The sequence below is a fragment of the Gluconobacter potus genome (assembly GCF_015244705.1).
Classification (GTDB): domain Bacteria; phylum Pseudomonadota; class Alphaproteobacteria; order Acetobacterales; family Acetobacteraceae; genus Gluconobacter; species Gluconobacter potus.
This window is the reverse complement of sequence record NZ_JABCQF010000002.1, coordinates 259,275-272,149: the sequence shown is the minus strand read 5'-3', so window position 1 is coordinate 272,149 and position 12,875 is coordinate 259,275. Positions and strand designations below refer to the sequence as shown.

Genomic DNA, 12,875 nt, shown 5'->3' with positions numbered 1-12,875 from the left:
GGTCTGCCTTTTTTCATGGCACTTCCGGAAATAAACGGAGAGACGTTCGCGTGCGGACGCCCCCGTTCCGTTTCAGGCTGCGGCGGACTTGGAAGTCCTGAGTTGACGCTCCTGCCACAACGTTGCCAAAGCCTCGACCAGTTCGTCGATCATCTCGTTCGTATGCAGCGGCGTCGGCGTGATGCGCAGACGTTCCGTGCCACGCGGGACGGTCGGGAAGTTGATCGGCTGGATGTAGTTGCCAAAACGGTTCAGCAGCTCGTCCGACAGGCTGCGGCACAGTTCGGCCTCGCCCACCATGACGGGAACGATATGGCTCGGGTTCATGACATGCGGGATGCCGGCCTTGTCCAGAGCCTGACGCAGATAGGCGACCGCACGCTGCTGACCTTCACGCTCCGCACTGCTGCTGCGCAGGTAACGCACACTGGCCAGAGCGCCAGCCGCAATCATCGGCGGAAGAGCCGTGGAGAAAATGAACCCGGACCCGAAGGAACGGACGAAGTCGCACAGCGCGGCGGATGCAGCGATATAGCCGCCCACAACGCCATAGCCCTTGCCAAGCGTGCCCTCGATAACCGTCAGGCGATGGGACAGACCCAGCTTTTCAGCCACGCCGGCACCATGATCGCCATACATGCCGACGGCATGGACCTCGTCGAGATAGGTCATGGCGCCGTATTTGTCGGCCAGATCACAGAAGGCTTCGATCGGGGCGATATCGCCATCCATCGAATAGACCGACTCGAAAGCGATGATCTTCGGAACATCCGCCGGGAGTTCCTTCAGACGACGTTCCAGATCCTCAATGTCATTATGACGGAAGATCTGCTTTTCGGCGCGGGAATGACGGATGCCCTCGATCATGGACGCATGATTGAGCTCATCGGACAGAACCACGCAGTTGCGCAGACGTCCCGCGATGGTCCCGAGCGTCACCCAGTTCGACAGGTAACCGGAGTTGAAAAGCAGCGCGCTTTCCTTGCCGTGCAGGGAGGCGAGCTCTTTTTCCAGCTCCACATGATAGTGGTTGGTGCCGGAAATATTGCGGGTTCCGCCTGCTCCGGCGCCTGTTTCGTCCAGCGCTGTGTGCATGGCCGTCAGGACTTCAGGGTGCTGTCCCATGCCGAGATAGTCGTTGGAGCACCAGACCGTGACATCACGGCCCAGGCCATGATGGAAAGCCTTGGGGAAGTTACCAGCCCGGCGTTCCAGATCCGCAAAGTAACGGTAGCTGCCATCCGCATGCAGACCGTCAAGGGCGGACTGAAACATCGCATCATAGTTCATCGCGTTTTCTCCTGCCCGGCACTGTAATCCTGTGACACGATCTCGCCAAGCACTCTCTCCAGATAAGCCAGCAGAACCCGTAGCCTTGCCGACATCTGCGTCCGCGTGGCCCCGCAGCCCGTGACGATGAACCAGACGGACAGTTCGGCTCCTGTCCAGCCGGGCAGCACTTCCACAATCCGGCCGCTTTCCAGATCCGGCCTCAGCATGAAATCGGGCAGAAGCGCGATCCCCAGTCCGGCCCGAATGGCCGGCAGGAGCATGTCTCCGCTATTGGCACTCACCCGCCCCTTCAGCCGGACAGACGCCTGGCGGCCCTCAACGTGCCTGAGGCGCAGAAAATCCGGAACGGCCGCATTGGTGTAAAGAAGCCCGGGCTGCCCCGCCAGATCCTCGGGATTTCCCACCTCCCCCAATCGCGCACGAAACTGCTCCGAACACACAAGCCGCGTCACGGACCGGCACAGCAGGAACGCCTGTCCCGACACAGCCGGGCGCAGCAGGCCGGACGTGATCCGAACTGCCGCTTCAAACCTGCCGCCGAGCAGATCCACGACCCCGTCATCCAGATCCATCTCCAGCGTGATGTCCGGATACTGTTCCAGAAATCCGGGTAATGCCGGGCCGAGCACCTCGCGGCCGAAAGTCATCGGTGCCGCCAGCCGGATCATGCCGCGTGGCGTCGCCGTTCCTTCACGCAACTCGGTTTCCAGCCCCTCGCCTTCCGACAGGATGCGGCGCGCCCGATCCAGACACTCCGCACCCTCGGCCGTCAGGGAAAGATGGCGCGCACTGCGCTGGAACAAAGTTGCTCCAAGCCGATGCTCCAGCCGCCCCATGATCTTGGATACCGTGGGAGCCGACAGCCCCAGGGAGCGCGCGGCAGCAGCAAAGGACCCGCTTTCCGCAACCCGCGCGAAAACAGCCCAGCCTTCCAGGTCGGGCAGACCAGTCATGCCATTTTCGGAAATTTCACATTTCCATCCTTTCCATTTTCTTCATCCTGTCCATACCCCATTATCTACGACAGAACATCAATTCAGGAGCATGATCCCATGCTGGACATCAGACCTTTCAAAACCCTCGGTCACGCCAACCATGGCTGGCTCGACGCCCATTATCATTTTTCCTTCTCGGACTATCACGACCGCAACCGCATGCACTGGGGACGCCTGCGCGTGTGGAACGACGACCGCATCGCACCCCATAACGGCTTTGGCGCGCATCCCCATCGCGACATGGAAATCATCACCTATGTCCGCACCGGCGCCATCACGCATGAGGACAGTCTTGGCAATCGCGGCCGCACCGAAGCAGGCGATGTACAGGTCATGTCGGCGGGAAGCGGCATCATCCATTCCGAATTCAACCGGGATGACGAAGCCACGACGCTGTTCCAGATCTGGCTGATCCCGGATGAAACAGGCGGTACGCCGTCCTGGGGCACACGTCCTTTTCCCCGGCATGAGCGCAACGGGCGCTTCGTTCCCCTCGCATCCGGCTTTCCGGAAGACAAGGCATTGCCGATCCGCACCCGCGGCCGGGTTCTCGGAGCGACGCTGAAAGCTGGAGAGACGCTGACTTACGAGACGGATCGCAGCATGTTTTCCTATTTCGTCCCCGCCACCGGCAGCGTGGAAATCGATGGCCGGACCGTCGGATACCGGGATGGCGCAGCAATTCATGACGTGGAGCGCTTCACGATCACTGCGCTGGAAGACGCGGAAATTGTTCTCGTGGAAAGCGCCGCGCTCCGCTGAAACGGCCAGGCGGCGGATTGTGACAACACCTGGATATTCTGTGACAGATCACACAGAAAGGTGTTGTCCCGGTCGCGCAGCCTTCAGTCCTGAAGGGCGTTGTGATCGCAGGGCCACCAGCCCGGCAAAGGCCCGTTTTCTCCTGAGATGAAGGAGCCTGACAATGACCGTTCAGAATACATTCACAACCAAGTCTCCGGTATTCGGCAAAGGCCAGACCGATGCCCAGGCCGCAACATCCGTGTTCACCCGTTTCGGTGACTGGCTGAGCGGCGCAAGCACGGATCGTTCCGGCCTGACGGAAGTCACCATCAAGATGATGAAGGAGGACTGCCAGTTCGCCACCACCATCAGCGAAATCCGGCTTCCTCCCTCAACGCCTCTCTCTCCCGAACAGGTCGAGGACCTCATGGGGGAAAAGCGGCTGAACTCTATCTGTGACCAGACCGGCCAGTCGCCTGAAGCCGTTGAGACGGCACTGACCGAAGTGCTGCCGATGCTGGCCACCATGCTTCGGGAAAATCCGGAACGCCTCTTCAGTTACCAGTGCAGGATCAACTGAACGATCCTCTCCCGTTCTGACAGGCGGTCCTGTTCCTTTCCGGCCAATACGGCGGAAGGTCTCTTCAGAGACCTTCCGCCGTTCTTGCCATGCGACGACGGCGCGGACGCCCCGCCGTTTCCTCGAACCGCTCGCTGATCTGTGCCGTCGTTTCCGGTGCAGCCAGCACCGTTCCGGATGCTTCGACACATCCGACTTTCTGTACGAAAGCCAGAAGATCCGGAAGATCCACGCCGATACTACGGACCTTCAGACCCAGTGCCTTCACGGTCTCCAGAGCCGCGCGGTAAAAGACCGTGGCGGATTCATCCAGCAGCGGAGCATCGCCGGACTGACGCCAGGTCATGCCGGAAGGTGCGAGCATGGAGGCGTCGAACTGGACCCCGTCCAGCAATCCTCCCATCGCACGTTCCCGCAGAAGACTCAGACTGGAAGGCGCACTGCCAAACCCGCCCAGAAAAATCTGGCATCCCTGATCGCGCAGCGCTGACAGTGTGTAACAGGTTTCCTTGTCGTCCTGCGCCAGACCACTTTCCTGAAACACGAGATCAAGTCGGCTGACCGGAAAACCGCTGTCCTGAAGAACGGTATTCAGGCGGTTGTTGAAATCTCCATCCGGTGCCTGATCGTCTTCCAGCGAAACCATCAGCCGCATGCCCTCCGGCCATGTCGCAGCCTGTGCACAGGCATTCCCCAGCAGATCAGAATCAAATTCCCGCTGCTGCTGGCCCAGGCTCTTGCGTCGGCTCTTGCGCAGGGTCCGGCGCGGAACCGAGAGCCAGAGCTGGCTCATGTCCACCTGCGCCCCGATCACCTTGTCTGCTCCACTGCGTCCCACCACAAAGCGCGGCAGCCATCGCAGAGGGGGCAGCGCACTTTTCTGGCGTGCTCTCCGGCTCCTTAACGTCGTTGCGAACATCCCTGCGCTGGACGCAGTCATGGGTAAGGCGTGGCCGGTCTTGCCTTTCGGCAGTTCGGACAGTCCTTCTGTCATGACTGTCCGGCCGGCATGCAGGTCCTGAGGGGCGGCCGGCACCGAAGTCGCTCCCTGTCCTAGATCATCCAATGCGGACACCTCCGTTCTTCATGTCGGGGACAATGCGGCTCAACAGCCTAATTTTTCCTTAATGGGATGGGTTTTTATGGCGCGATCCGGACACACGTCGCGCTCTCATACCCGCCCGGCCTATCCATTTTCTGGCGGCCCGAACTCTTCGTTCGATCAATCCGGACAAAGCTGTTACGGTTTCCCGCCCGGATGTTCTTCCGGGCCTGTGACACCCCTTCGGCACGGCTTCTCTCCGATGCCGGAACAGGACCCATTCTGCATGACGGATGCCACCACCCGCTCCGCCGTAACATCTTCTTCCCAAGGCTCCCTGAGGGCCCTCCTGCCCTACTGGCAGGTCACTTTTGCGTCTTTTCTGGGCTGGTTCCTGGACGCTTTCGACCAGACGACGCTCATGTTCACGCTGCCGGACATCGCCCATGATTTCGGATGCACGATCGCCGATCTGGGGGCCGTTCTGATGGGGCAGTCCATCGGACGTGCTGTCGGGAATACCGGCTGGGGCTGGCTGGCCGACCGCTACGGTCGCAAGCCGGCCTTCATGCTCGGCGTGATCTGGTTTGCGGTCTTTTCCGCACTGACTGGCCTCTCCCATCACTTTTATGTGCTTATGGCTGTGCAGTTCATGTTCGGAATCGGCTTTGGCGGCGAATGGACCGCCTCGGCCGCGCTTCTGATGGAAAGCGTTCCCGCCTGGACCCGCCCCATGGCCTCCGCCCTCATGATGTCCGGATATGAAGTCGGCTATTTCGTCGCGGCCGGCGTGCAGGCTCTGATCCTGCCGCATTACGGCTGGCGCGTTCTGTTCTTCATCGGTCTGGCCCCCGCCGCGCTGGCGCTGTTCATCCGGATCGGCGTACCCGAAAGCCCCGTCTGGCTCCGCAACCGCGAAGCACGACTGGCACGGGGGCGAAAGGAACATGCGCCACCGCAACTGCGTCCGAAATTCCGCCTGACGGGCGCGGCTTTTCAGGCCATCGCTTTCATGAGCTTTCTGGAATTCCAGAAAGCCGCGATCTACACCTATTACCCGACGATTCTGCGTGGCAGTCATCACCTGACGCAGCAGGCGGTCTTCTGGCCGGTCACGCTCTACTGCATCGGATCGTTCGGCGGAAAGGTTTTCTGCGGCTGGCTGGCTGAGCGGTTCGGGGAAGTCCGCGTCATGCTCAGTGCGCTGGTTGTCGTAATGCTGACGATCTGGCCGTTCCTGAGTGCCCCAACCTGGAACATGCTGCTGATTGCCGCCTTCGTCATGGGTGGGGCCGCTTCGGGTATCTTCGCCCTTGTTCCGCATTATCTGGCGCAGCGCTTTCCATCCGACACCCGCAGCTTCGGCATGGGGCTGGGCTATGCGCTCGGCTCCATCGGACAGGGCATGGCACAAAAATTCGTGCCCATGTTCGGCCCGACGGCCCTGACCCTGCCACTGTCAGCGGAAATCTTCGTACTAGGCACCAGCCTCGTGACCGGCGCCATCGCCCTCATCCGCCCGAAAGAACTTCCGGGCGAACACATGGAAGGCGACGAGACGGCCTCTTAAAGAGAGGCCGCCAGCCATTCCGCCGCGCGGATGCCATCAATCCCGGCGGACAGGATCCCACCCGCATATCCTGCGCCCTCGCCAGCCGGAAACAGACCCCGCAATGTCGGGCTCTGCCCCTCACGGTCACGACGCAGGCGGATCGGAGAGGACGTCCGCGTTTCCACGCCGGTCATGACCGCATCTTCCATCGAAAATCCGCGCAGCTTGCGCTCGAACTGCGGCAGGGCCTCGCGGATGGCATCCGTCACGAAAGCCGGCAGACACTGCGTCAGATCCGTCGGCGTCACACCCGGCTGGTATGACGGCACAACAGCCCCAAGTGATGTGGACGGACGGCCTGCCAGAAAATCTCCGACCCTCTGGGCCGGCGCGTTGTAGTTGCTGCCACCCGCGACGAACGCCGCTTTTTCCCATTTCCGCTGAAACGCTACGCCGCCCAGAACATCGTCCGGAAAATCCACCTCCGGCTTCACTTCAACGACAATGCCGCTATTGGCATTACGCTCGGCCCGCGAATACTGGCTCATGCCGTTGGTGACGACCTGCCCTTCTTCGGACGTCGCCGCCACGACCTGTCCGCCGGGGCACATGCAGAACGAATAGACCGCACGGCCATTCGACGCATGATGGACGAGTTTGTAATCCGCCGCCCCCAGCATTTCATGCCCGGCGCTCGCCCCGAACCGGGCCACGTCGATCACCGACTGCGGATGCTCGATCCGCACACCGATGGAGAACGGCTTGGCATCCATTTCCACCTGAGCGTCACGCAGCATCTCGAACGTATCGCGCGCCGAATGTCCGACAGCCAGAATGACCCGTTCCGCCTGCAGCGTTTCGCCATTAGACAGACGCAGGCCACGCAGACGACGCTCTGTGCCCTCGCCGTCCATTTCGAACCCTTCGACGCGGGTCTCGAAACGGTACTCGCCGCCCAGCCGCTCGATCTCGGCACGGATGAACATGACCATCGTGACCAGACGGAACGTGCCGATATGCGGTTTGGAAATGGTCAGGATTTCTTCCGGAGCCCCCGCCCGCACGAATTCTTCCAGAACATGCCGTCCCAGATGCCGCGGGTCCGAAACGCCGGAATAGAGCTTGCCGTCCGAGAACGTCCCTGCACCGCCTTCGCCGAACTGCACGTTGCTTTCAGGCGTCAGGACGGATTTGCGCCACAGGGCGAATGTATCGACCGTCCGCGCCTTCACATCCTTGCCGCGCTCGATGATGATGGGCTTCAGACCGGCCTGCGCCAGTGTGAGGGCCGCCATGATCCCGCACGGTCCCGCGCCGATCACGACGGGACGCGGCATACCTTCAGGCAGCGTCGCTTCCGGCAGATGATAGGTCGTATCCGGCGTCGGCCGCACATGCTGGTCGCTCTCATGCGCAGCCAGCACGGCAGCTTCGTCGGCCACATCGCAGTCCACATTATAGACCAGCACGATATGACCACGCTTGCGGGCATCATATCCACGACGCGCGACATGCAGGGACTTCAGGTCTGCCGGCGCAATGTTCAGACGCGCGAGCACGGCCTCACGCAGCGCCTCCTCCGGATGATCCAGTGGCAGGCGCAGTTCGGTGATGCGGATCATCAGTGGTGCCCGTCCCCTGCCGTTTTCGACACAGCCGGCGCAGGATCAGCGTGATGCGTGTCCGGCGAGCCTTCCATGATCCGGTCCATGATGGCCATCAGCACGCCGGAGACGACGAAAGCCAGATGGATGCCCACGCTCCATTCCAGAGCGCGCGTCGAGGTCTCATCCACACGGATGAAATCCGCCAGCACGTGGATCGCGGACATCGCCACGATCGAGGCCATGAGCTTGATCTTGATGTCTCCGAACGTGACATGCCCGATCCAGCTCGGATAATCCTCGTGGCTGCGGATATCGAGACGGGAGACGAAGTTCTCGTAACCCGAGAACATGACAATCAGCAGCAGATTGGCCAGCAGAACCAGATCGATCAGGTCCAGGACGCCGACGAACACGTCGTCGAAATCCAGCCCTGAGGCTTTCAGCACCAGCCCGATCAGCTGCTGGAAGAACTTGAAGGCCACCAGAAGCAACCCAACCGTCAGACCAAAATAGAGCGGTGCTGCAATCCAGCGTGTCGCGAAAAACGCGCGCTCCATGAGGCCTTCCGCACGGCCGAAACTGCCGGTGCGTTGTCTGGGCTGCTGATCGGGAGAAGGAGAGGAAGTCGTCATGCTCCCTCTCTACGATTTCAGGTCGCGTTTCGCCACAATGTTGTGAGCGATCCGGCACAAATCCCTTACGGCGTGATCTGCGTGCCCAAAACCTTGAGGAACTGCCCGATCCAGGCGGGATGCGCAGGCCAGGCCGGTCCCGTCACGAACTGCCCATCCGTCACCGCGCCATCCATCGGGACGGACTGGTATTCGGCACCGGCGAGCAGCACTTCTGCCCGGCAGGCCGGATAGGCCGAGATCTTCTTCCCCTTGATGACACCCGCTGCCGCCAGAAGCTGCGGGCCATGACAGACAGCCGCGACCGGCTTGCCACTCTCAACGAAAGCGCGGACCAGATCCAGGACGCTCTCATCGGTGCTGAGCTGTTCCGGAGCCCGTCCACCCGGAATGACCAGCGCGTCATAGACGTCGGCTGTCACGCCCGCATAGGTCGCATTCAGCGTAAAGTTATGGCCACGCTTTTCGGTATAGGTCTGGTGGCCCTCGAAATCATGAATGGCCGTTGCGACCTGCTCGCCGGCCTTCTTGCCCGGCGATACGACATCGACCTTGTGCCCGACCAGAAGCAGCATCTGGAACGGCACCATGATTTCGTAATCCTCGACGAAATCACCCGCGATCATGAGAATACGCTTTTCAGCCATCGTCTCTTTCTCCTTCTTCGTGTGCACATCCTGACGCATCAGGAGCGCTGCCGTTCATATCAGTCACGACACCATGCCGCGCACGGTTCGGCAATAGATATGGGACGGCCGCCTCACATGCAGTAAGGTCGGCTTTCAATTCTCACAGCACTGGCCTCCATGACCCCGGATCCCCATCACGACTGCGCCTGCGATCACGATCACCATGGCACCACCCTTCCGCATGAGCATCACGCGCATGACCATGCGGACCATGATCATGATGACCATCACCATGATCACGACCATTGCGACGGGCACAGTCACGGTTTCGGATTCGGCCACCAGCACGTCCATGCTCCAGCCAGTTTCGGCACGGCCTTTGCCATCGGGATCGTCCTGAACACGGCATATGTCGCGGGGGAGGCCCTGTGGGGCGTCTGGGCGCATTCGCTGTCCCTTCTGGCCGATGCGGGACACAACCTGTCCGACGTGCTTGGGCTCGCCGGGGCCTGGCTGGCGCAGGTTCTCGCCACACGCCCGTCCAGCGCGCGTTTCACCTACGGCCTGCGCCGCTCGACAATCCTCTCGGCCCTCGCGAACGCCACGATCCTGCTGCTCGTCACGGGTGGCATCGTCTGGGAATCCGTCCTGCGCCTGTTCTCGCACCAGAATGTCCAGGGCGAAGTCATCAGTTGGGTCGCGCTGGTCGGGATTGCCGTCAATGCCGTGACAGCCCTGCTCTTCATGAAGGGCGCGTCGAGCGATCTCAACGTGCGCGGCGCGTTCCTGCACATGGCGGCCGATGCCGTCATGGCGTTTTCGGTCGTCATCGCGGGACTGCTGATCGCGTTCACGGGCTATACGATCATCGACCCGATCATGAGCCTGATCGTGTCGGTCTCCATCGTAATCGGCACATGGTCGCTGCTGCGGAGTTCGCTGAACCTGGCGCTCGATGCCGTCCCGGCGGGGATCGATCCTGAGGCCGTGCAGGCCGCCCTTCTGTCGCTTGATGGTGTCTCCGGACTGCATCATCTGCATATCTGGGCCATGAGCACGACCGAGACCGCCCTGACGGTCCATCTCGTCTGCGATCCTACAAAACCTGTCAGCACGGATCTGGTCATCGCCCGCGCCGCAGAGCTTGTCCGGACGCGTTTTGACATCGCCCATCCCACTTTCCAGCTTGAAACCCAGCCCTCAGTCTGCGACACGCACCAGCCCTGCTGCTGAGGACCTGTCATGACATCCACCCGCATCAAGGTCGCCCGCGCCTCCATCGTGCTGAGTGTGGTGGTGCTGGCCATCAAATACGCGGCCTATGTGGTCTCGGGCTCGGAAGCCCTGCTTTCGGACGCGATCGAGACCATCCTGAATGTCGTCGCAGCAATCGGCACGCTCTGGGCCATGTCCGTCGCGGCCCTTCCCGCCGATGACAACCACCCCTACGGTCATGGCAAAGCGGAATATCTTTCCGCCGTTATCGAAGGCGTGCTGGTCGTCCTCACGGCCATCGGCATTCTGGTCATCGCCATTCATGACTGGCGCCACCCCGAACCGGTCAACGCGCCTTTCTCCGGTGTGGCGCTCAATGCGCTGGCCGGACTGGTCAATCTCGCCTGGGGCCGCACCCTGATCGCGGTCGGCCGCAAACAGTCCTCACAGGCCCTTCAGGCTGCGGGCGAGCATGTCGTGTCGGATGTCTGGGCCACGATCGCGCTCGTGATCGGTGTCTCGCTGATCCCGCTGCTCAAATGGGACCGTCTTGATGCCGTGCTGTCCGCACTGGTGGCGCTGAACGTCATGCGCGCGGGCTTCTCCATGATGAAGCACTCCCTGTCCGGACTGATGGACGAAGCGCCCTCGCCCGAGCAGATGGACGCGGTCAAGGCTGTCATCTCCGAGAGCGCCACAGGGGCTCTCGAAGCCCATGACCTGCGCATCCGCAAGGTCGGCGCCCTGTCTTTCGTGGAGTTCCACCTCGTGGTCCCGAGCACGCTTACGGTCCACGATGCCCACGAGATCTGTGACCAGATCGAGGCCGCCATCCGTTCCGAGCTCGGCCGCGCCTCCATCCACATCCATGTCGAGCCCGAAGACAAAGCCAAACATTCCGGCGCGCTCGTCCTGACCTGAGCCACCGCGACTGCGGAGAATCCGCACCAGACTGTGCGGTTTATGACACAGCCGGAGACGGATTCAGGTGCCTGCGTTCCAGCGGCCAAGAACCCTTGACCCCTTTCCCGCGTTGATGGCAGGTGCAGAACATCAGCGCACGGGCCTGAACCGGGCGTCTCTTCCACACCGCGCCCCTCCCTCCCGGACGTCCGAATATTGGCTGATACACCGCCTCCTTCACCCGTCGCCGCCGTCCCGCCCGAGCCTCCCATCCCGGAGGCCCGCTCCTCGCAGCATGCCATGCGCCGCAAGGACCGCATCCTGCATCTGCGACGCTCGGCGAAGGTCACGACGCACCAGTGGCGCCGCACGGCGGTCTACTGGGTGGGTGCGGTTCTGGTCGGCATCGTGGCGGTCCTGTTCGCCCGACTGGGTGACTGGGCGGCGGGCGTGCGCCATCAGATCGTGGCTTGGCACCCTGCCGCCATGCTGGTTGTCGCCCCCGCGGGCCTCGCCCTCATTACCTGGGCCACACGCACCATCTTCAAGGGCGCGCAGGGTTCCGGCATCCCGCAGACGATCGCGACACTGCACATCGAGAACGTTGCCGTCGTGGACCGCGTCCTGTCCCTCAAGACGTCCCTCGGCAAGATCCTGCTGACGTCTTTCGGGCTGATCTGCGGTGCCTCCATCGGTCGTGAAGGCCCCAGCGTTCAGGTTGGCGCGTCCATCATGCACGCCTTCTCACGCCTGCTTGGACAGTCGAACATCACCGCACGGCGCAGCATGATCCTGGCCGGTGGTGCAGCCGGCATGGCCGCCGCCTTCAACACGCCGCTCGCAGGCATCATGTTCGCCATCGAAGAGCTGTCCCACTCCTTCGAGCAGAAGGCCTCGGGGCGTACCCTGACCGTCGTGGTCCTGTCCGGTGTCACCGCCATCGCGCTGATCGGGAACTACACTTATTTCGGCCATGCGGATGTGGACGTTCCGGTCGGCACGGCATGGATCGCGGTGCTGACCTGCGGCATTCTCGGCGGCCTCGCAGGGGGCAGCTTCTCGGCCATTCTCATCAAAGCCTCGCGCGGGATTCCAGGCCCGGTGGGACAGTTCGCCGCCAAACGCCCGATCACCTTTGCCGCAGCCTGCGGCTTCGTGCTGGCCCTGATCGGCCTTGTTTCCAAGGGCGCGACTTATGGCACGGGCTATGATCAGGCCCGCGCCATTTTCAATGGCACCGAGCACTACCCGGCCTCGTTCTTCATCCTCAAATATCTGGCGATGATCGTCTCGTACTGCTCCGGCATCCCGGGCGGCATGTTCGCTCCCTCGCTCGCCATCGGCGCGGGGATCGGCGGATGGGTAGAGCAGTTCCTGCCCCACACCACGCCCGGCGCTGTCGTGCTCCTCGGCACTGTGGCGTATTTCTGCGGCATGTCGCAGTCTCCGCTGACCGCGACGATCATCGTTATGGAAATGTGCGACAACCAGCAGGTCACGCTAGCCCTGCTGGCCACCTCCTTTCTGGCGTTCGGCGTATCAAAAATGATCTGCCCGCATTCACTGTACAGCAGCCTGGCCGACCGCTTCATGGAAGCCAATGACCGAGCCGCTCACCACAATCACCCGCCACCAGCAGACAGGAAACCAGTGCCCTGATCTCTCAGGGCACTGATCACGAAC

The 12,875-nt window shown here is 61.9% G+C and carries 12 protein-coding genes; 6 read left to right on the top strand and 6 right to left on the bottom strand.

Going from position 1 to position 12,875, the window contains the following annotated elements:
* Positions 1-72: 72 nt before the first annotated feature.
* A complete protein-coding gene (hemA, locus tag HKD31_RS05345) occupies positions 73-1,290 on the bottom strand; it encodes a 5-aminolevulinate synthase (protein ID WP_194264264.1) in 1,218 nt (405 codons plus the stop codon).
* Positions 1,287-2,246, bottom strand: a complete 960-nt coding sequence (locus HKD31_RS05340; protein ID WP_194264265.1) for a LysR family transcriptional regulator — start codon at positions 2,244-2,246, stop codon at positions 1,287-1,289. Before HKD31_RS05340 ends, hemA begins: the two co-directional genes overlap by 4 nt.
* 99 nt (positions 2,247-2,345) lie before the next feature.
* Between HKD31_RS05340 and HKD31_RS05335 the strand changes: the two genes are divergently transcribed.
* On the top strand, positions 2,346-3,050 hold the full coding sequence (locus HKD31_RS05335; RefSeq protein ID WP_194264266.1) for a pirin family protein: 705 nt from the start codon (positions 2,346-2,348) through the stop codon (positions 3,048-3,050).
* Positions 3,051-3,213: 163 nt separating this feature from the next.
* Positions 3,214-3,612, top strand: coding sequence for a YidB family protein (locus HKD31_RS05330; RefSeq protein WP_194264267.1), 399 nt, complete (start codon positions 3,214-3,216; stop codon positions 3,610-3,612).
* Positions 3,613-3,676: 64 nt separating this feature from the next.
* Here the strand turns inward: HKD31_RS05330 and HKD31_RS05325 are convergent, their stop codons facing one another.
* Entirely contained in the window at positions 3,677-4,648 is a 972-nt protein-coding gene (locus HKD31_RS05325; protein ID WP_194264268.1) for an EAL domain-containing protein, read from the bottom strand.
* 292 nt (positions 4,649-4,940) lie between these two features.
* Here HKD31_RS05325 and HKD31_RS05320 point away from each other — a divergent pair, with 292 nt between their 5' ends.
* The gene (locus tag HKD31_RS05320) at positions 4,941-6,224 is read left to right on the top strand and encodes an MFS transporter (RefSeq protein WP_194264269.1); all 1,284 of its coding nucleotides are present in this window, start codon (positions 4,941-4,943) and stop codon (positions 6,222-6,224) included.
* Here the strand turns inward: HKD31_RS05320 and HKD31_RS05315 are convergent.
* The 3 genes from HKD31_RS05315 to HKD31_RS05305 all read right to left on the bottom strand — a co-directional run bounded on the left by HKD31_RS05315 (position 6,221) and on the right by HKD31_RS05305 (position 9,092).
* Positions 6,221-7,828: an NAD(P)/FAD-dependent oxidoreductase gene (locus HKD31_RS05315; RefSeq protein ID WP_194264270.1), complete on the bottom strand. Its 1,608-nt coding sequence runs from the start codon at positions 7,826-7,828 to the stop codon at positions 6,221-6,223. The genes HKD31_RS05320 and HKD31_RS05315 overlap by 4 nt on opposite strands.
* Positions 7,828-8,445, bottom strand: coding sequence for a TIGR00645 family protein (locus HKD31_RS05310; RefSeq protein ID WP_194259216.1), 618 nt, complete (start codon positions 8,443-8,445; stop codon positions 7,828-7,830). Before HKD31_RS05310 ends, HKD31_RS05315 begins: the two co-directional genes overlap by 1 nt.
* Before the next feature lie 65 nt (positions 8,446-8,510).
* Positions 8,511-9,092 carry a DJ-1/PfpI family protein gene (locus tag HKD31_RS05305; RefSeq protein WP_194264271.1) on the bottom strand — a complete coding sequence of 194 codons (582 nt, stop codon included), beginning with the start codon at positions 9,090-9,092 and terminating at the stop codon, positions 8,511-8,513.
* A 159-nt stretch (positions 9,093-9,251) separates the two neighbouring features.
* Here HKD31_RS05305 and HKD31_RS05300 point away from each other — a divergent pair, with 159 nt between their 5' ends.
* The 3 genes from HKD31_RS05300 to HKD31_RS05290 all read left to right on the top strand — a co-directional run bounded on the left by HKD31_RS05300 (position 9,252) and on the right by HKD31_RS05290 (position 12,851).
* Positions 9,252-10,307: a cation diffusion facilitator family transporter gene (locus HKD31_RS05300; protein ID WP_194264272.1), complete on the top strand. Its 1,056-nt coding sequence runs from the start codon at positions 9,252-9,254 to the stop codon at positions 10,305-10,307.
* A gap of 9 nt (positions 10,308-10,316) precedes the next feature.
* Positions 10,317-11,210, top strand: a complete 894-nt coding sequence (locus HKD31_RS05295) for a cation diffusion facilitator family transporter (RefSeq protein WP_194264273.1) — start codon at positions 10,317-10,319, stop codon at positions 11,208-11,210.
* 282 nt (positions 11,211-11,492) lie between these two features.
* Positions 11,493-12,851, top strand: a complete 1,359-nt coding sequence (locus HKD31_RS05290; protein WP_194264474.1) for a chloride channel protein — start codon at positions 11,493-11,495, stop codon at positions 12,849-12,851.
* Positions 12,852-12,875: the final 24 nt, after the last annotated feature.